Raw genomic sequence first — 20,091 nt, 5'->3', positions numbered from 1 at the left:
TTAATTATTCAGGCCGCCATTCGCGGCATCGAACAAGCTGTTCATGGCGTGACAATGTGCGTGTTTTTTTGCCATTTAAGCAAGTACAATCCGCAACGCTGAGTTCGTCAATCGCCAGCCCATGCCTACGATGCGACGCTGGCACAGACATTTCATGAATTCTGACCGTCCGGCTGAAAGGGCACCTCATGCATACATACGCCAAAGCAAAATCACAGCGCCAGCGGCAGGCTCAGGTCCGTACATCGGATCAGCAGCCCAACGTCAGCAAATCAGGTGTTCAGTTGATGGAAAATCGGCCGCCAGCCGGCGCGCCGGGAGCCTTCCAGGCGCTGACGAACAGCAGTCCCATGGCCGCACAACTGAGGTCGTATCAGGCGCTGGCCAATCAAGGCACGCTGCAGCGCGAGGCGGCTGCACCGGCTTGCGCCTCCTGCGCGAACAACACTGGCCTGCCCGACAATCTCAAGGCCGGCGTCGAAGCGCTATCGGGCATGTCGCTCGACAATGTGGGGGTTCATTACAACTCCGCCCAGCCCGCGCAGCTCAATGCCCTCGCTTACGCGCAGGGCAGAGACATCCACGTCGCACCAGGCCAGGAACGGCATCTGCCGCACGAGGCCTGGCACATCGTCCAGCAGGCGCAGGGCAGGGTGCGCCCGACCATGCAGATGAAACATGGCGTGCCGGTCAATGATGACGCCGGCCTGGAGCACGAGGCCGATGTGATGGGGAACCGGGCGAATGGTGCGGCGCAGTTGCGTGGTGTGTCAGGCGCTGTTGCCGCCGGCAGACGGGCGGAGGTTCCTGGTTCGCTCTTCCAGCCAGCAGCGCCTTTGGCCTTGGCAGCTGGAACGACTCTGCAGGCCAAGTGGCTTTACGAAGACGACACGCTTCTGAAGTGGGTGCCAACAGGCAAGCTGACCTGGTATTTCGATCTGGATACAAAAAAACAGGCTTTTCGAGTTACCCCTGGGGCGAGCGGCATACCCAAAGGAGTTCGGGATCTCGCCAACAAGCCGGAATCCTTTTCTGTTTTTCAACTTGAGTGGCAGAAAAATAACTACGCTCCTGTTGTGGATCCCGTGCCTGTTCGCGGACTCGATAATGCCGAGGTCGCCAACAATCCCCCCAGCCAGAAAGCTGAAGCACGTTTGATGGGCGAACTCGTGAAGGCAAATTTGGACGGCGTATCCGGGCCCCAAATTCCCAAGCTCATCCATCGCTTCTGGTCAGGCGGCCCCATGAGCGATGCTGCCATGGAGATCCTCGTTGACGCAGCGGTAAAGACTAAAGATAGCCCCTGGAAGAACATGCTTTGGCACTCGGAGGCGATAGAGCACGGCATGGACCCAGAACTGGGTAATGCCGAGAAAGAGAAGCGTCAATCTCAACGGATGTATCTTTCCAGCTTGGGATATCAGATCAACAATGTCGAGAAACTGCTACAGCCCGGTGTGGAGGAGGGGATATCTCCGCCGGTGACGGACGAATTCATGCTGTCGGCCGGAAATACCGCCGCCGATACATGGCGGCAGGGGGGCGCACATAAATGGGACGACATCAAGTACTACTCGGACTATGCGCGGTTGCTGTATTTGCACAAGCTCGGCGGCTTCCACATGGACATCGATGTGGGTTTGGGATCAATGGATCTGACCACGGACTATTTCCACAACGATGCGGAAGGCAATATCCCGTTGATGGGTTCCATCTTGCGCGATAGCAAGGGGGCCGATCCCGAGCTCCTCAACGCCCTAAAGCTGGTCAATCAGGCGCATCAGGATGACCACATGGATGCAACGGACGAGGAGTTTCGCAACGCCGTAGAAGTGCTTACTAAACAAGCCAAGACAGGCTCGGGTATGTTCAATGCTTTGATAGCAACGCGCGCAGACAATCCCAACGTTGCTTATGCGTTGAAGCAATTGATTGAAAAAAGCAAAAAATCTGAGATGCTGGTCTCGGGAATGATGGTCAATCGCCACCTGCTTTCGGGCGAGGAGAGGGAGGGCCAGCCAACCTTCGATGAGGCGGCGCCCCTAAGTATTCCTCCTCACCTACTACGGTTACAGCACCTGACTCCCGAGAGCGAGTCGCCGCTTGAGCAGTCTCCACAAGAGAGTTCTTCCGAGAAAAAAGATCGCAAGGAGAAGCCGGGGAGCGCGGATGGCAAAAAATGCTTCTTGACGACGGCATGTATGGACGCCCGGGGCCGCAGTGACCACTGCTACGAGTTGACGGTGCTGCGCCGTTTCCGTGATGAATACCTTCTGGCCACCGCCGCCGGGAGAGCCTTGGTCGGAGAGTACTACCGCATCGCGCCCAAGATCGTGGGGGACATTGATGCGAGACCAGACGGTAAGCTGATTTGGGCAAATCTGTACGCCCGGCTAGTGCTCCAGTCCGTGGCCTTCATCGAAGACGAACGGTATCCAGAAGCCGTTGCCCATTATCGTGAGGTTGTGTACGAAACGGCGCGAGCCTACAGCCAATAGACACCGCGTGATTGCGCGATGGCAGCGGCCACTGCTGCCTTGGAAGCATGGGCGGGCAGGGCGGTGATTTGCGTATTGATAATCACACTCGTTGACAGCGTTCTGTTATACGACCGGAATGCGTAGGAAAGGGCCACACTCTCTTGCCCATGTTGCTGTGGGCACCGCAATTAACCAAGGTATTTCCAGGGAGCGAGACCCTTTGAGTTATTAAATACCCGGGCAGATCCCAGAACTCGGATGGTGCGTTTCGCAGGAGGTCTTGGTGGCAAGAATCTCAACCCGAAATGATCTTGCACAACAGGGGGCGCACACAGAATTGCGAAAAGATCATGATGTAGTGTTATCGTAAATTCCTGGCTTGAGGAGAACTGCATGGAGCCACAAGGCTACGTTGTCATCATCGCGGCTGTTTCGCGCGCTGTTTGTCTTGCTATCGCAGGTGTGGGTGGCATTTGCTGCGTCTTCTTGGGCTGGTCGTTGTATCGCGACGGCATCAGGATTGCAACCTCGGGGGCGCTGGATTACAAGGGCCTAAAGATCAAACTGGTCACGTCGGGCCCCGGCGTATTCTTGGCGGCTTTTGGCGCGGCGATTCTAGTGTATCTCATTGCCCGTCCGGCCAGCATAACTATGCCGGAACCGGCCTGTGCGATCTCAAAAATAGAAAAATCAAGCGGGCTGTCGATAGAGCCAATCCCATTAAGACATGCCTTGTTCAATGCCAATGGCGCAGATGGATCAATGCAATTGCCAGTGGCGTCAAGCAATCGCCAACAACAAGCCTCCAGCGCTCCCAAGGCTTGCAAACCCTGCTCAATGAAGGGCAGGACCTGAACTTTGCGCGAATTCTCGCCAGCCAACGCGCTTACAACGCCATCTATAGGCGACTGCTGGCCGACAAGGATTTTGTCAAATTCGCCGAAGAATTCGCGCGCAAGTGCAAAAAAAATGGGGTTTGAGTGCAGTGGAACGGAAAATCGGGTTAAGGCCCTGGCGCCCAGAATTCGGAAAAAATCGGGCGATAAGACAAATCAGGCCGGTTTGACCCGAGTGCGCAACGGACTGCCGGCCGCATTTTCCTCGAACCGGCTCGCCTCCTCGATGTAGCCCTGCAACATCCCGTCGTGGCGCCAGCCGCCTTGCTTCTTGATGTCTTGGAAGTCGGCGCCGGCACTTGCTGGTAGACGCGGATGCTGTACAGCACCATGCGCGCCAGCATAGCCTTACTCATCTTTTTCAAAGATGCGGATCTTTGCGCCGCCCTGGTAGTCCTGCAGCTCCGCTTCGCCATCGATGCGTATGTTGCCCTTCAATATCACCTCCACGCTGATATCGACTTTTTTGATGCGAAACGTTTCAATGTCGGTTGGATGCACATCGATTTCCATGGAAATCGAGGCGCCTGGCGCAATCGTGGTGAATTGCGTTTTCAGTGCCGGATTGGCCAGGCCACGGCGGGCGTAGGTGACGGCGCCCGTATCGGTATCGATGAATTTGACGATCGGGCCCGACTTGCGCAGGTAGTCGAGCGGAAAACCGATATCGCGGCTGCCCTCGTTGCGGATGGTGACCAGCACGTCGATCGGCTTGCGCTGATAGACGCAGCCAGCGTTGCCCAGGCATTGCAGGGAGATGGAGAGGGGCGCGTGGGTGCTCGTCATGTTGTTTGCTTTCAATGGTAGTGCCATCAGCATGGCATAGATAAGCAGGGTCAGACAATATCGCATCGTATTTTCCTGCCAATTTTTTTGCTCAACAATTCCTGCGCTTCAATCGCGATATTCCAGCCGTGGCGTTTCAGGATCCGCGCGCCTTCCGCATACGACATGATCGATTGCGTCAGGTCTTGCGGCGAGGTGCCGTTGACGTGGCAAACGATGGGCTCGTCGAGCGTGCCGTCCGGCTTGAAATAGCGTACAGTTTCTTCGAACTCCGTGTACGAGTATTCGTCGGGCATGCCGACGCAATGCCCGAATTCATGCGCATATGTGGTCAGTTCCGTTGCCAGCGACACGTTCATCACGTCGCCGGTAACGTTTTCGCGGTCATAGCGCTTGTGGATCTGCAGCGTGTAGTGCTGCTTATCGTCGACCCATAGGACGCGGAAAACCACGGGCAACACTTTTTGTCCGCATTGCGGATCATTGATTTCAAGCCGGAACTTGTTGTTCCAGTTGCCTTCGATGCCGGCCGTCGCGTTTTTCTGCGCCAACGCCACCACGTTGGCGCGCTGCTTGACGCGCAGCGCCGCCGATTCTGTGCCCTTGTCGCTCTCTTCCAGCGCCTGTCCTGCTGCGTCCAGTACCGTGATGGCCTTGAAACGCACTTCCACCACCACCGGACGGTCCGATTTTGCCGGCACGTACAGCTTGAACCAGATCTTGTCCTTGTATTTGTGCGGCGTACCGTCGTGCTGGAAAGGCTGCGCATAGCGGCCGTAAGAGGGACCGGCGATTTCCTTTTCGTAGTCCGCGATCCAGCAGGCCGGTAGCTTGACCAGCACTTCCTTGCGGCGCTTGTTGTCCACCGGCGTGGTGTTGGAGTCGCCTGCCGGCTTGTATTTCGGTTCCGGTGGGGTGCTGGCCCTGGCTGCCGGCTGCCCTGGCGAACCTGGTACCGGAGCCGGCGCTGAAGAGGGGGCGGATGCCGGTGCCGGTGCCGAACCCTGGCCGCCCACAGTTTTCAGCAGCTCGATCACCAGCGCCTCGGCGGCGGCTGCTGCAATCACATGCGTCAAGCCCTTTTCGTCGGTCATGCCGCTCTCATAGCTGCCATCTTCGCGCTTGATGCGGTAGGGCTGGCGCGGCATCGGTTCGCCCGTGTCGCGGTCGCGCAGCACAAAGCCTTCGTCGAACAGCTTGATACGCGTGTCCGGCAGCGCTGGCAGCATGCCGGCCGCGCTGGCGCCGCCGTTGAACACATGCTGGCCGCCCTTGACCGTGAAGTTGCCGGGACATGTAAACGTGATATTGCCGCCTTCAAGCGTGATCGACGATTGCCCGGCCTGCAGCGTGATTTTCTGATTGGCCTTGATGTCGATGCTGTCGTTGACCGAGATCACGGTAATGGCCTTGTCGGCCAGGATTTCCAGTTGCCCCGTATGTGCCTGCAGCGATACCGGACCATTGGCGGCAATCGCCTGGATGCCGCCGGTGTGGGTAAACAGCCCATGTGCATAGGCCGATACGGATGAATAGGTGTGGCCGGCCGTCATGTGCAAGTCCGATTGCGTCGTCCATTGCAGCTGCTGGGCGGCAAACAACACGGTCGAGCCTGGCGTGGCCCAGTTGATGCTGGCAGGCGCCTCCATCAGTACCAGCGGCTGGCCGAATTTTTCCACCGGCTGGTCGGCGGCCAGCTTGCGCTCGCCTGCGCTGGCCTTAAGTGCCTCCTGCCCGCCCAGACTGGCCCGGTATTTGCCATCCTGCTGGGGATCGATCTGCTTGATCAGGTCCAGCTGGGCCTGTTTGGCGTCCTGGCTGAACAGGGCGGTTTGTTGCTGCGCTGCCTCGGCCAACGACTTGTTCAGTTCGGCCGCGCCTTTCAGTTGGGCCAACGCTTCCGTGGTGTCGAGCTGGGTGGATGCAACGCCCGCGCCAGTCTGTGCGCGGGCGGTGGTAGAGATGAGCACGCCTTCGCCGCCGCGCAGCACGGTCCATGCGTCGGTGCGCAATTCGAAGCCGCTGCCGCGGTAACTGCCGCGCTGGGCCGTGCCCACGCCTTGCTGTACCAGGTAGCCGAGGTTCAGCTGCGTAGCCGCGCTGCTCGTCGCCAGGCGGGTGCGCAACTGGCCCGGCGTGTCGTCGATCACCCACTGGTTATAGCCGCCGCCATCGAAATTGTGGCTGTGGATGCCGGAAATGACACCGGCGTGATTGACGTCCGAACCGACGCCGGCCGCATAGGGCGGCGCGTCGCTGCCGGTATAGAGCTGGGCCACTACCAGCGGACTGTCCATGTCGCCTTCGATGAAGTCGACCAGCACTTCGGTGCCGATGCGCGGCGTAAACTGCGAGCCCCAGTTCGGGCCGGCCAATGCTTCGGCAACGCGCACCCAGGTACCGGACGTTTCGTTGCCGGGCGCGTTGCCCTGTTGATCCGTGTTGTGCGCCATGCCGCCCGGATTGGCGGCACCGCCCCGTTGCCAGGCGAACTGGATGCGTACCTGATGATCGCGCCCGGTGGTCGCCACGCTGTCGGGCAGGCCGACCACCAGCGCCGTTTGCGGCCCCAGCGCGCTGCTGGCCTGGCGCGCGGCGGTGGCACGCGGCACGATGGCCACGCTGGTACGCGCGCAAGCAAAGGTATTGCGGTAGGTGCCGGCCTCGAGCTGGCCATCGAGCAGGCTGGCGACGTCGCTCAGGCTGGCTACTGTCGACAGTTTCGACAGTAGCGTTGTCACTGCGCCGCCGGCCGGCCCCAGATTGTTGCGTGCCTCGTGCTCGATCCATAGCACGGTGAACTGGTTGGCGCCATCGGCATAATGTTCGTGCTGCAGCAAGTTAAAAGCGTGGCCGGCCGCCATGCGCCGTACCGCGCCACCGCCCGTGAATTGCTTGTTCTCCAGTTCCAGAGCCTGCAACATGCGCAGGCCGTGCGGATCGGCCGCCGTACTGTCGGCATAGCGCCGTTCGCCGGAGCCGTCGTACAGAGGCAGGGGCGGCAGTTCGCCCGCCTGCAGGCTCGAGCTGTGTTCGGCGGCCGGCGCCGCCAGTTGCTGCGGGTCCCAGCTGCTGATGCCGACCGCGTTGGGCCGCACCTGGCGCCGCGCGCTGAAGCTGTCGATGGCGTCATCGGTATCGCTGGCGCGCACGCCGTGAAAGCGCAGGCCAGCCACGCCCGGCGTCGCCGGCGCAACTGCCTTACTATCGAAAATCACCAGCTTGTGCTTGGCCTGCTGTGCGTTCTGTTGTTCGCCTTCTTGCGCCGCGCCATCCTCCTGCTCGTGCTCGAAGCGCCAGCTCAGGCCTTCGAAGGCGAGTATGCGGGTCAGAAAGGCCAGGTCGCTTTCGCGGTATTGGGTCCAGACGGGGCGTGGCGCCAGTTCCTGGCTGACATCGAATTCGAAACGGACCTGCGGATAGTCGCCGAGCAGCTCCGTGATGAGGTCGCGCGCGTTCTTGTCCTGGAAGATATAGCTGTCGCGGCGCAATCCCAACAGGGCCAGGGCAGGCTCTAGGCGCAGCCGGTAGCGCGCCACGCCGCCGTCGGCGCCGGCAAAGCCGCAGTCGGTGCACAGTCCGTGCCAGGCGCGCCAGCTGCCGTCGGGCTGCAGCAGCTTGAGCGTGATTTCTTCCCCTAGAAAGTTGGCAAGGTCCAGGCCCGCCGCCGTGCTCAAGGCATCGACCTCGAAGCGAAACAGCTCGTTGACCGCCTCGCGGCCCGTCATCCGCTCGGCCATCAGTGATTCGGGCAGGTTCGATGCCTGCGCCGTGGCCAGCGTGACCAGCCGCGCATGCTGGGACAGGCCAGTGCCGAACAGCCCCGGGGCAGCTTCAGTCGTTGCCAGGCCGCTCATTAAGGCAACGTGATGGTCAGGTTGGCCGTGCGCGGCGCCAGCTTGACGATATCGCTGTAGGCGTTCATCTGCTGTTCGGTGTTTTTGGCCAGCATGGTGCGCAGTCCCAGGTAGCCCAGTGCACAGATCAGCGCGAAGACCGAGCACAGCACCCACAGCGGCACGTCGTTGCGCAACTTGTGCGCAATCTGGTCGGGGCGTTCCGCATGTGGCGCAAAGCCGGCTTTCTTGCCCTTCATCTGGGCGATCTCGTCACCCAGGCGGGCCGTCAGGTAGGCCAGTTTCTCCGAGCCTTCGAGGATGTATCGCCCCTGGAAACCGAGCAGCAGGCACATGTGGAACACTTCCAGCGCCTGCAGGTGCGCGCTGCCGCGCGCGCGCAGCGCTTCGAGACGGATGAAGAAGTTCTCGCCGGCCAGCTGGTCGCCGAACAGCACCAGCTGCAGCGGGCGGCGCGCCCAGTCGTCGCGGATGGCATACGGCGAGCGCAGGATAATTTCGTCTACAGCCGCGCAAAATGCATATTTGGCGGCATCGATATCATCGGCCGAGGCAGCATGTTTTTTTGCCGCGTGCCCGAACTCGTCGAGAAACTGCGTCATCTTTTTGATGAAGTCGGCATTGTCTTGCGGGCCGCTGCCATTTTTCAGCATGAACAGCGCATAGAAACCGTCGTACATCAGGTCTGTCAGCGTGTGTTCGGTACCCGGGCCGGCCGGTACGCTCGATGCGTAAGCGGCGGAGCCGCCGGACATCAGGGAGGGGGCGTTTGCATTCATCGTTTATCTTCAGGAAGTGATGGCGACAAGTTCAAGTTTCATATCCCGCATGCCGGAGGGAACGTAGATCGAAATCGACTGGGCTTGCAGCATGCGGTCGTACATCTGGCCCTTCGCTTCGATGGTGAAGTAATACGTATCGGGCCGCACCGGCACGGCGGCCGGCACCTGCGGCGTGTGCTGCAGGCGTACGCCGGGCAGGGCCGACAGCACGAATTTTTCCACATCGTCCGGCGCGCCGATCTTGAAGCGTAGCGGCACCACGCCCACCAGTTCTACGCCCGGCATGTCGGCCGAGACACCCAGGTAAAACGCGGTCTTGTCGTCGATCTTGCCTGAATCGAGCTTGCCGTGATGGTACGACGGCTTGACTTCGGTCAATGCAATGGCGAAATATTTTGAAGAGATCACCGTGTCGAGCAGTTCGCGGATGATCGCGTGCAGACGCGCGAATGATGGTCCGGGATCGAGGTGCTGATAGGCCGGCAGGTCGGCCAGCGCATGGGTTTTCGAAAACGTCATCAGCGCGCCGGCCAGCGCCAGCAGCGCTTCGTACAGGCGCTCCGGGTGCAGCGCCGGATGATGGAAATAATGACTGAGCGAGGCGAACGCCGAACTAGCCGTATGCAGCAGCCAGAACGAAGACATGTCGCCGGAACGAAATTCGATCACATTCTTGCTCGGCTCGCGGTGGTGGCCGTACAGGGCGTTCACCTTGGCCTGCAGCGCATCGATCAGGCGGCGCAGTTGCAGGAACAGCAGCGGCGCGCTGCGGATCGACAGGGTCGGCGGCACGAACGACGGGTCGGGCTCGAAGCCGCCGGTCGACAGGCGCCGCAGGCGCAGCAGGGGGAAATTCACATACGAATCGCGCGGTTCCGATTCGGCCACCAGCCGCAGCGATTTTTGCAAGTAGACCAGTTCGGCCTGCGCTGCATGGGTGTACAGGTCGGGCGTTTCCAGATTGGCTTGACCGTAGCGCGCTGCGCTGCTGGGTTGGTCCGGCGCGGCAAAGTTGCCGCCGAAATGCTTGAAGGCGGGCAGGGCTGCATAAAAAGTGACGGTTTGCTGTGATTGCAGCAGTTTGCTCAGGTCCAGGGCCTCGGGCAACTCATCGGCGCCGGGAGCGTTGTAGATTTCGCCGTCCTGGAATACCAGCGACAGTTCCAGCAGCCGCAGCGTGTTATTGCTCAGCGCATCGCGGTCGATCTGCACGTGGTTGACACCCCAGGCGTAGGGATGCAGCGCCTTGATGCTTTCGTGCAGGCGATGTTCATGGTACTGGTCTTGCTGCTGGAAGTGCTGGGGGCGCAGAAACAGGCCTTCACCCCATAACAATTTGCTTGTAATACTCATCGATTGCCCTTTTTTCCGAGGAAGTAAAAGCGCGGAGAACGCTGTCGCTCCCGGGCTCTTTTGAAGCGCGATCGGCGACTTGCCGGAGCGGCCGATCATTCAATCTTTGCAATAAGAAATTATGTGCTTTTTTCGCAACTGCAACAACATTAACATTATCTGGAAGAAAGGTGCGTACGGTACGTTTCCCGCATGACGCCTGCCTTTGCGGTCGATTGAAATGTGAGTTTTCGCGTATTTTCTATTGAACGGAGTCAATATTAAATCCGTGTTAGTCTCGCAAAAATAAGAATTTGGCAACTATAAATTGCAAGTTTCTTTAATGACCGCGTTATTTTTTTTTGAGGGAAATCAGACCATGTCTCGCCAATTCACATTCCATTTTTTTGCCGCGGTTGCCTGCGCATTGACGCTCAGTGCCTGTAGCACCGCACCTGCGGTCAAGACGGCGCCGCCGCCGCCCTCGCTCGACGAGCTGATGGCAAAGGCGACCCAGGCTGCCAGTTCGGGCAACAATGAAGCGGCCATGGGTTTGTGGAAACAAGCCGCTGTCGAATTTCCAGCCGATAAGAATCCATGGGTCCGCATGGCCCAGACCCGCTATGAGGCGGGCCAGTACGGCGACGCCATCATCAATGCCCAGGAAGTGTTGGTGCGCGACCCCGCCGACAAGCTGGCCAACAGCGTCATTGCGATCAGCGGACTGCGCCTGTCGACACGTGCATTGGCCGATCTGAGTCGTCAGAACAACCTGTCCGGCTCGCTGCGCACCGAATCGCAGGATCTGGCCAAACTGTTGCGCGAAAGCCTGGGCGAAACCGTGCTGGTACCAACGCCGGCCGCAGCGCAGGCGCGCGGCGACAAGCCGCCAGTGCGTTCGCAGCGCAAGGGACAGAGCAAGACTGCCGACAGTAGTGCCAATCCCTTCGATGGCTTGAAGTGAAACTGAGGCAGTAAGGCAATCTACCAGGGGCATCGCGGATGCCGCCGATTACTCGTGAAGGGATGTGTCATGTCAAAAAAAGAAAGTGTTCAAAAACGCCTGCAAAAGGTCCGGCCGCCACGCGTGCAGATGACGTATGACGTGGAAATCGGCGATGCGATTGAAAACAAGGAATTGCCCTTCGTGATGGGCGTCGTGGGCGACTTCGGCGGCAATTCCGAAGTTGAGCAAAAACGGCTGAAGGACCGCAAGTTCATCGGCATTGACCGCGACAATTTCGACGAGGTGCTCAAGGGTGTCGAGCCGCGCGCCGCGTTTGGCGTAGCCAACGAGCTTAGCAATGAAGGCGGCCAGATGCGCGTCGACCTGCGCTTCAAGTCGCTCAACGACTTCCGCCCCGAGGCGGTGGTGGAACAGGTGGCGCCGCTGCGCCGTCTGCTCGATGCGCGCACCAAGTTGGCCGACCTGCGCAACAAGCTGGCCGGCAACGACAAACTGGAAGATATCCTCAACGATGTGCTCAACAGCACGGAAAAGCTGGCCCAGCTGGAACAGCAATCCACCGCCAAGAAAGACTGATCCCATGTCCGCTCAACTGACCCCCGCGTCCGGCGCCGCCGCGACCACCGATATCGGCTTGCTCGACCAGATCGTCGAACAAAGCAAGGTTGCCAAATCCAGCGTCGAGCATGCACGCGCCAAGGACCTGATTTCAGAACTGGTCAGCCAGGTAATGGAAGGCACCGTGGTGGTGTCGGACAATCTGGCGGCCACTATCGATGCGCGCGTTGCCGAGCTGGACAGGCTCATTTCGCGCCAGCTCAGCGTCATCATGCATGCGCCCGAATTCCAGAAGCTGGAAAGCAGCTGGACCGGTCTGCATCACCTGGTTGACAACACGCCCACCGGCACCAACCTGAAGATCAAGCTGCTCAACGCCACCAAGCGCGAGCTGGTGCGCGATTTCCAGAGTGCGCTGGAGTTCGACCAGTCGACCATGTTCAAGAAAGTGTATGAAGAAGAGTTCGGCACTTTCGGCGGCGCTCCGTTCGGCGCACTGCTGGGCGATTTCGAATTTACGCGCCAGCCGGAAGACATGTATTTCCTCGAACAGATGTCGCATGTGGCCGCTGCCGCCCACGCGCCCTTTATTTCGGCCGCCTCGCCCGAGCTGTTCGGCCTCGAAAGCTATGCCGACCTCGGCAAGCCACGCGACCTGGCCAAGGTGTTCGACACGGTCGAGTACGCGAAGTGGAAGTCGTTCCGCGAATCGGAAGATGCGCGCTACGTCGGCCTCACGCTGCCGCGCTACCTGGGGCGGCTACCGTTTAATCCGGCCGATGGCGCCACTGTCGACGGCTTCAATTTCGTCGAGGATGTCGACGGCACGGACCACCAGAAATACCTGTGGTGCAATGCCGCCTATGCCTTCGGCGCCAGACTGACGGCGGCCTTCGACGACTACGGTTGGTGCGCGGCGATCCGCGGCGTGGAAGGCGGCGGCCTGGTAGAAGACTTGCCGACCCATACTTTCAAGACCGATGAAGGCGAAGTGGCGTTGAAATGCCCGACCGAGATCGCCATTACCGACCGGCGCGAAAAGGAGCTGAGCGACCTGGGTTTCATTTCGCTGGTGCATTGCAAAAACACCGATTACGCGGCGTTCTTCGGCGCCCAGTCGGCGCAGAAGGCAAAGAAATACAACACCGATTCTGCCAATGCCAATGCGGTGCTGTCGTCACAGCTGCAATACATATTTGCCGTCTCGCGCATCGCCCATTACATGAAGGCGATGATGCGCGACAAGATCGGCAGCTTTGCCGCCGCGTCCAACGTCGAAGATTTCCTCAACCGCTGGCTGATGCAATACGTGCTACTCGACGATAACGCCAGCCAGGAGCAGAAGGCCCAGTTTCCGCTGCGCGAAGCATCGGTGCAGGTGTCGGAAGTGCCGGGCCGGCCGGGTGTCTACCGCGCCATTTCCTTCTTGCGTCCCCATTTTCAGCTCGATGAGTTGTCCGTTTCACTCCGTTTGGTCGCGGAGCTGCCGCAATCGACCAAATCCTGATTTTTTCATCAACAACCGAAAGGAATGACATGGCAATCGACGTTTACTTGCAAATTGATGGTATCAAAGGCGAATCCACCGACACCTCCCACAAAGATTGGATCGAATGCAAGTCTGTCCAATGGGAAGTGCTGCAACCGAAGTCCGCCACCGCCTCGACCGGCGGCGGCCATACGGCCGAGCGTACCGAGCACAAGGATATCGTGGTCGCCAAGCTGGCCGACCTCGCCACGCCGCTGCTGCTGCAAAATTGCTCGTCCGGTAAAACGATCCCGAAAGCCAAGTTCGAGTTCCTGCGCGCTGACGGCCAGGGCGAGCGCATCAAGTACTTCGAGATCGAGCTGGAAAACGTACTGATCAGCAGCGTGGCGCCTTCCGTCGCCGCTGGCGACATCCTCGGCGAAAACGTGTCGATCAAGTATTCCAAGGTCAAGTGGAAATACACGCAGCAAAAAGTCGGTGGTGGCTCCGGCGGCAATACCTCTGGCGGTTGGGATCTGTCGGCCAACAAGACAATTTGATCGACAACGGTCCTTGCCGGATGAAGCCGCTCCGGCTAGCCGCCGACGGTGACTCCGGCTTGTGCCTGCGTGACTGATTCTCCTGAATCAAAGGGCCGCCGTTGGCCGCCCTTTTGTTCCTTCCTACTGCCAACGACAGGATACCGATGAAGGGTTTTACGCCGGGATTGTTCGACCGCCTGATGGACACGCCTGTCCAAGGCGCTTCCAGTAGCACCGTCTCACGCCTGTCAATGGAAGATTTGAAAGACACCGTGGCGAGCGACCTGGAGGCGCTGCTCAACACGCGCACCGTGATACCGGAAGCGCTGCTGAAAAAATTTCCCGAATGCGGCCGCTCGATTGTCACCTATGGCCTCAATGATTTCGCCGGCCTGAGCTTGTCGAGTTCCGATGACCGCGCGTATATCTGCCAGTGCCTGGAAAAGGCCATCGCGCGCCATGAGCCTCGCCTGCGCAGCGTGCGCGCTTCGCTGGAAATCCAGGAAGGCTCAATTAACCGCCTCAATTTCGCCATCACCGCGCTATTGGTGGTGCACTCGGCCCAGGAACCCGTCAACTTCGACGCCATCCTGCAGCCGTCAAGCCTGCATTACACGATCAGCAAGGCGCGCCGTACTGCGCAAGGAGCCTGAACTTGGAAGACTTATTGCCGTATTACGAACGTGAACTGGGTTTCCTGCGCCGCTATTCGCGCGAGTTTTCCGAACGCTACCCCAAGATTGCGGGACGACTGCTGATCGGCGGCGAAGTCTGCGAAGACCCGCATATCGAGCGCATGATCCAATCCTTCGCGCTGCTCAATTCGCGCATCTCGAAACGTCTCGATGACGATTACCCGGAATTCACCGAGGCGTTGTTCGAGGTACTGTATCCGCATTACCTGCGGCCGTTTCCTTCGTGCTCGATCGCGCGCCTCGACTACAGCGGCGCGGCGGCGCAACTGACGGCGGCCACAGAGATAGCGCGCGGCACGGAACTGACGACACGCCCCGTCAAGGGCATCGCGTGCACCTTCCGCACAGCTTATCCGGTCACCGTGGCGCCGCTGGCGCTGACGCATGCGGCGTTTGCCGCCATCATCGACGCGCCCGAGCAAGTGCAACTGCCGCCAAACGCCACCTCCAGCGTCAGCATCGTCATCGAAGCGACCGCCGATCAGATCAGTCTGGCGCAACTGGGCGTGGCGAAGCTGCGCGTGTTCATCGACGGCGAGCCCTCGTTTTGCGCGGCGCTGCGCGACGCGCTGTTCATGCGTACGGTGAAAGCCTATGTGGAAGCGGACGACAGCGGCCGCTGGAGCGCGCTGGCGCAGATCCCTGTCAGCACCGCCGGTTACGCCGAGGACGATGCGCTGATCCCGTTTTCGGCCCGTTCGCATCCTGCCTACCGGCTGCTGACCGAATACTTCTGCTTTCCCGAAAAATTCAATTTTTTCGACATCGACCTGGCCGCGCTGTGTGCACCGCTGCCGTCCGGTTGCCGGCGCATCACGCTGCACCTGGCCCTGGCCGGCTTGCGCACCGATTCGAATACGGCGCGCATGCTGGGCACCATGTCGACCAATAACCTGCTGCTGGGCTGTACGCCGGTGGTCAACCTGTTCCGCCAGCGCGGCGAGCCGATCCGGCTTACGCATACGGCTGCCAGCTATCCGGTGCTGGCCGATGCGCGCCGCGCCTATGCCTTCGAGGTGCATGCCATCGAGTCGGTCAAGCTGGTGCGCCAGACGCCGCAAGGGGAGTCGATCACCGAATTTCGCCCGTTCTATTCGCTGCGCCACGGCCAGATGCCCGCCAAGGATGGCCATTACTGGGTGATGCGGCGCGATGACGCAATCAGCGAAAAAAGCCCCGGCTACGAGACCGAGATTTCCATCGTCGACATCGATTTCGATCCGGCAGCGATTGAAACCGATACCCTGAGCCTGGAACTGAGCTGTACCAACCGCGACCTGCCGGCGCAACTTACCTATGGCCTGCGCGGCGGCGACCTGTTTCTGGAAGGCGGATCAAGCGTGCGCAGCATCAACTTCCTGCGCAAGCCGACCGAGTCGCAGCGTTTTGAGCGGGGCCGCGGCGCGCACTGGCGTCTGATCTCGCACCTGTCGCTGAACCATTTGTCGCTGTCGGGCAGCGGCCTGGAAGCGTTCCAGGAAATGTTGACCCTGTATGACTTGCCCCGATCGGCAACCTCGCAACGGCAGATCAGCGGCATTGCGGCGATCGACCACAAGGCGGCTAACGCCTGGCTGCCCGGCAATCCCTTCGCCTGCCTGGTACGCGGCCTCGAAGTGCGGCTGACACTCGATGAGGAAGCCTTCGTCGGCAGCGGCATTAATGCGTTTGCCCATATCGTCGAGTGTTTTCTCGGCCTGTACGTGCATGCCAACAGTTTCACGCAACTGGTGGTGCTGTCGAAAAAATCGGGAGAGGAGTTGTTGCGATGCAAACCACGCAGCGGCGATTTGAGCCTAGTGTAATCGAGCGCCTGTTCGCCGAGCCTTACCGCTTCCAATACTTCCAGGCGGTACGCATGCTCGAACTCTGGCTGGTTCGCAACGGCATGGTGCGCGAGGGCGCGGTGGCCAACTTCCTGCGCTTTCAAAATTCGGTGTCGCTCAATTTTGCGCCCAGCCAGCTCGAAGCAGTGCAGGCCGAACCGTGCGCGCTGGGCGCGTTGGCGGCCGACATGCGTGCGCTGGGTGAGGCCGTGCGGCATGGCGAACTCAAATACGTCCGTATCACGCCGGCCTTCATGGGCTTTCTCGGCGTGGCCGGCGCGCTGCCGGCCCATTACACCGAACGCATCGCCGCGCACCAGCTTTACGAAAAGGACGAAGGACCGCGCGCCTTTCTCGACACTTTTTCCAGCCGCGCGTTGGCGCTGTTCTACGAAGCGTGGCGCAAGTACCGGCTGGAGCTCAAATACCAACTCGATGGCAAAGACAAGTTCTTGCCGCTGCTGCTGTCGCTGGCGGGCCTGGGCAACGAGTCGCTGCGCCGGCGCCTGTACGGCGATGGCGATGGCGTCCTTGACGAGTCGGTAGGCTATTTTGCCGCCGCCATGCGGCACCGGCCACCCTCCGCGGTGGCGATCGGCCAGGTCTTGTCCGCGTATTTTGGCCTAGCCATCAAGGTGACCCAGTTTGTCGGCTGCTGGTACGACGTGCCGCGCGAGCAGCAAAGCAGCCTGGGCGGCATGAACGCCATGCTGGGCTCGACCGCGCTGGTCGGCGCCCGCGTCTGGCAGCGCGATTTGCGCATGCGGCTGGTGGTCGGCCCGCTGGCGCGTGTCCATTTCGACGCCTTTCTGCCGGGCGGCGCGGCGGCGCGCGCGCTGGAAAAAATGCTTACCATGTTTACCGGCCTGTGCCTCGAATACGAAGTGCAACTGGTGTTGCGCGCCGACGATGTGCATGGCGTCACGCTGGAGCAGCCGCGCAGCGGCGGGCGGCTGGGCTGGGACAGTTTCCTGATCACCGCCGGCGCCGCGCAAGACCGTGGCGACGTGCGTTACGAACTGCATACGCTGGCATGAGCCATATTCTCTTTTTTATCCGTTTCCACACAAGGACCTTTGCCCCATGAGCATCAACCTCAAGTCGCTGATCAGCAAGCTCAATGACACCAGCCGCACCGCCGCCACCCGCGCCGCTGGCATCTGCGTCGGCCTCGGACAATACGAGGTCGACCTGGAACATCTGTTCCTGGCCCTGCTGGAACAACCGGCCAGCGACTTTGCGCTGATCGCCCGCCACAGCGGCATCAGCGTCAGCATGCTCGAAGCGGACCTGCAGGCCGAAGTGGCGCGCCTGCAGACCGGCAATGCGCGCACGCCCGTGTTTTCGCCCAGGCTGCCGAAGTTGTTCGAAAACGCCTGGCTGATCGCGTCGCTCGACGTGCAGGCCGGTCGCCAGGCCAGCATCCGCAGCGCCCATCTGCTGCAGGCGTTGCTGACCGACCCAGAGCTGGCGCAGCTGGCTTACCGCGGCTCGAAACTGTTCAACAAATTCAAGCTCGACGACCTGAAGCACAACCTCGACAAGATCACGCAAGGCTCGCAAGAGGCGGCAGGCGCCTCTGCTTCCGATGGCGAGGCCGGGGAGGGCGGCGATCCGGTCGGCGAACTCGAAGGGCGCGGGGCCGCATCGAAAACCCCGGCGTTGGACCAGTTCACCACCAACCTGACGGCGCGCGCGCGCGACGGCAAGGTCGACCCGGTGATCGGGCGCGATGCCGAGATTCGCCAGGCGATCGATATCCTGATGCGCCGCCGCCAGAACAACCCGATCCTGACGGGCGAGGCGGGCGTGGGCAAGACGGCCGTGGTCGAAGGACTGGCCCTGCGCATCGCGCAGGACGACGTGCCCGATGTGCTGAAGGGCGTCGAGATCCATACGCTGGACATGGGCCTGCTGCAGGCCGGCGCCAGCGTCAAGGGCGAGTTCGAGAACCGCCTGAAAAACGTCATCGATGAAGTCAAGAAAAGCCCGCACGCCATCATTCTGTTCATCGACGAAGCGCACACCATGATCGGCGCCGGCGGCACGGCCGGCCAGAACGACGCGGCCAACCTGCTCAAGCCGGCCTTGGCGCGCGGCGAGCTGCGCACGATTGCCGCCACCACCTGGGGCGAATACAAGAAATATTTTGAAAAGGACGCCGCGCTGGCGCGCCGCTTCCAGGTCGTCAAGATCGAGGAGCCGAGCGAGGAACTGGCCTGCGCCATGTTGCGCGGCATGGCGCCGCTGATGGAAAAGCATTTCAATGTGCGCATCTATGACGAAGCCATCACCGAAGCGGTACGCTTGTCGCACCGGTACATCTCAGGGCGCCAGCTGCCCGACAAGGCCATCAGCGTGCTCGATACCGCCTGCGCCAAGGTGGCGCTGGGCCAGAACGCGACGCCGGCCCTGCTGGAAAACCTGGTTAAAAAGCTCGACCGCATCGACGCCGAAGTCGCGACGCTCGAACGCGAGGAAAAGAGCGGCGGGAACCACCCGGTGCGCCTGAAAGACTTGCGCGGGCAGCGCAGCACCGCTACCGGCGAGCATGCGGTACTGGCCGCGCGCTGGGAAAACGAAAAGACCTTGACCGGGAAGGTCAAGGCGGCCCGCCAGGACCTGGAAAGCGCCGGTGCGAAACCGGACGCCAGCCAGGCGGGCGACCTGCAGGCCTTGCTCAAGGACTTGCGCGCACTGCAGGGCGAAACGCCGATGGTGCCGGTGCAGGTCGACGGCCACGTGGTGGCGGAAATCGTCGCTGGCTGGACCGGCATCCCGCTCGGCAAGATGGTCAAGGATGAAATCCGCACAGTATTGAAACTGAAGGACATGCTGGAAGAGCGTGTGCTGGGCCAGTCGCATGCGATCGAGGCGGTGGCGCAGCGCGTGCGCACCTCGCGCGCCAACCTGGACGATCCGAACAAGCCGAAGGGCGTGTTCCTGTTCGTCGGCCCGTCCGGCGTGGGCAAGACGGAAACGGCGCTGGTGCTGGCCGACGTGCTGTATGGCGGCGAACGCAAGCTGATCACCATCAACATGAGCGAATACCAGGAAGCGCACAGCGTGTCGGGCCTGAAAGGTTCGCCGCCCGGCTATGTCGGCTACGGCGAAGGCGGCGTGCTGACCGAGGCGGTGCGGCGCAACCCGTACAGCGTGGTGCTGCTCGACGAAGTGGAAAAAGCCCACCCTGACGTGCTCGAACTGTTCTTCCAGGTCTTCGACAAGGGCGTGATGGAGGATGCCGAAGGGCGCGAGATTGACTTTAAAAACACCATCATCATCCTGACCTCGAACGTCGGATCGAGCATCCTGATGCAGGCCTGCCTGAATGTGGCGGCGCCAGACCTGCCAACGCCGGAGCAGCTGGAGGAAAAGATCCGCCCGCAACTGGTGAAGACCTTCAAGCCAGCCTTCCTGGGGCGCTTGAAAGTGATTCCGTTCTATCCAATCTCGGACGATGTGCTGGTCAATATCATCGGCCTGAAACTGGGCAAGATTGCCCAGCGCATCGCAGCCAATCACAAAGCCGAATTCAGCCACGACGAAGCGCTGGTCGACGCCGTACTGGCGCGCTGCACCGAAGTCGATTCGGGCGCGCGCAATGTTGACAATATCCTCAATGGCACCGTACTACCCGAGATCGCCGAGTCTGTGCTGGCAAAAATGGCCGAAGGCGCAGCCATCACGAAAATCAAGGTCAGCGCCAGCAAGCAAGGGCAGTTCAAGTACACCATCAAGTAAGCGCTGCAGCCATGGTGCGTGAAAAAGGATGGGTGGCAGATGCAATTTGCCCGCTACAGCACGGACAGCACGGGGCGGTCTGTTCACCTGGTTTCAATCGCGCTCCTGCGATATACATTCCTCGCTACAATAATTGCTAAATATGCAAAGCGTGGTAA

Annotated in this window: 14 protein-coding genes; 10 read left to right on the top strand and 4 right to left on the bottom strand. The window is 60.6% G+C overall.

Going from position 1 to position 20,091, the window contains the following annotated elements; all coding sequences use genetic code 11:
* Positions 1-188 precede the first annotated feature (188 nt).
* The gene (locus tag ACQ4W0_RS16030) at positions 189-2,498 is read left to right on the top strand and encodes an eCIS core domain-containing protein (protein WP_436577616.1); all 2,310 of its coding nucleotides are present in this window, start codon (positions 189-191) and stop codon (positions 2,496-2,498) included.
* A 375-nt stretch (positions 2,499-2,873) separates the two neighbouring features.
* Complete coding sequence (locus tag ACQ4W0_RS16025; RefSeq protein ID WP_436577615.1) at positions 2,874-3,335, top strand: hypothetical protein; 462 nt, start codon at positions 2,874-2,876, stop codon at positions 3,333-3,335.
* A gap of 389 nt (positions 3,336-3,724) precedes the next feature.
* Here the strand turns inward: ACQ4W0_RS16025 and ACQ4W0_RS16020 are convergent, their stop codons facing one another.
* The 4 genes from ACQ4W0_RS16020 to tssK are packed head-to-tail and all read right to left on the bottom strand — an operon-like array spanning position 3,725 to position 10,154.
* Positions 3,725-4,162, bottom strand: a complete 438-nt coding sequence (locus tag ACQ4W0_RS16020) for a hypothetical protein (protein ID WP_436577614.1) — start codon at positions 4,160-4,162, stop codon at positions 3,725-3,727.
* 50 nt (positions 4,163-4,212) lie between these two features.
* Positions 4,213-8,019: a type VI secretion system Vgr family protein gene (locus tag ACQ4W0_RS16015; protein ID WP_436577613.1), complete on the bottom strand. Its 3,807-nt coding sequence runs from the start codon at positions 8,017-8,019 to the stop codon at positions 4,213-4,215.
* Positions 8,019-8,798, bottom strand: coding sequence for a type IVB secretion system protein IcmH/DotU (icmH, locus tag ACQ4W0_RS16010; protein WP_436577612.1), 780 nt, complete (start codon positions 8,796-8,798; stop codon positions 8,019-8,021). Before icmH ends, ACQ4W0_RS16015 begins: the two co-directional genes overlap by 1 nt.
* Before the next feature lie 9 nt (positions 8,799-8,807).
* On the bottom strand, positions 8,808-10,154 hold the full coding sequence (gene tssK, locus ACQ4W0_RS16005; RefSeq protein ID WP_436577611.1) for a type VI secretion system baseplate subunit TssK: 1,347 nt from the start codon (positions 10,152-10,154) through the stop codon (positions 8,808-8,810).
* Between the two features lie 358 nt (positions 10,155-10,512).
* On the opposite strand from tssK, the gene ACQ4W0_RS16000 reads away from it, so the two are divergent.
* The 8 genes from ACQ4W0_RS16000 to tssH all read left to right on the top strand — a co-directional run bounded on the left by ACQ4W0_RS16000 (position 10,513) and on the right by tssH (position 19,933).
* On the top strand, positions 10,513-11,097 hold the full coding sequence (locus ACQ4W0_RS16000; protein ID WP_436577610.1) for a tetratricopeptide repeat protein: 585 nt from the start codon (positions 10,513-10,515) through the stop codon (positions 11,095-11,097).
* A 69-nt stretch (positions 11,098-11,166) separates the two neighbouring features.
* On the top strand, positions 11,167-11,676 hold the full coding sequence (gene tssB, locus ACQ4W0_RS15995) for a type VI secretion system contractile sheath small subunit (protein WP_096235129.1): 510 nt from the start codon (positions 11,167-11,169) through the stop codon (positions 11,674-11,676).
* Between the two features lie 4 nt (positions 11,677-11,680).
* The gene (gene tssC, locus ACQ4W0_RS15990; RefSeq protein WP_096235130.1) at positions 11,681-13,165 is read left to right on the top strand and encodes a type VI secretion system contractile sheath large subunit; all 1,485 of its coding nucleotides are present in this window, start codon (positions 11,681-11,683) and stop codon (positions 13,163-13,165) included.
* A gap of 29 nt (positions 13,166-13,194) precedes the next feature.
* Positions 13,195-13,686, top strand: coding sequence for an Hcp family type VI secretion system effector (locus ACQ4W0_RS15985; RefSeq protein WP_034752191.1), 492 nt, complete (start codon positions 13,195-13,197; stop codon positions 13,684-13,686).
* A gap of 146 nt (positions 13,687-13,832) precedes the next feature.
* On the top strand, positions 13,833-14,321 hold the full coding sequence (tssE, locus tag ACQ4W0_RS15980) for a type VI secretion system baseplate subunit TssE (protein WP_436577609.1): 489 nt from the start codon (positions 13,833-13,835) through the stop codon (positions 14,319-14,321).
* 2 nt (positions 14,322-14,323) lie between these two features.
* Positions 14,324-16,168, top strand: a complete 1,845-nt coding sequence (tssF, locus tag ACQ4W0_RS15975) for a type VI secretion system baseplate subunit TssF (RefSeq protein WP_436577608.1) — start codon at positions 14,324-14,326, stop codon at positions 16,166-16,168.
* Positions 16,132-17,226: a type VI secretion system baseplate subunit TssG gene (tssG, locus tag ACQ4W0_RS15970; protein WP_436577607.1), complete on the top strand. Its 1,095-nt coding sequence runs from the start codon at positions 16,132-16,134 to the stop codon at positions 17,224-17,226. Before tssF ends, tssG begins: the two co-directional genes overlap by 37 nt.
* Before the next feature lie 46 nt (positions 17,227-17,272).
* A complete protein-coding gene (gene tssH, locus ACQ4W0_RS15965) occupies positions 17,273-19,933 on the top strand; it encodes a type VI secretion system ATPase TssH (RefSeq protein WP_436577606.1) in 2,661 nt (886 codons plus the stop codon).
* The last annotated feature ends 158 nt before the right edge of the window (positions 19,934-20,091 follow it).

Source organism: Janthinobacterium breve, assembly GCF_051380895.1.
Classification (GTDB): domain Bacteria; phylum Pseudomonadota; class Gammaproteobacteria; order Burkholderiales; family Burkholderiaceae_D; genus Janthinobacterium.
Note: the sequence above shows the minus strand (reverse complement) of the source record. Positions and strands in the feature narration are given on the sequence as shown.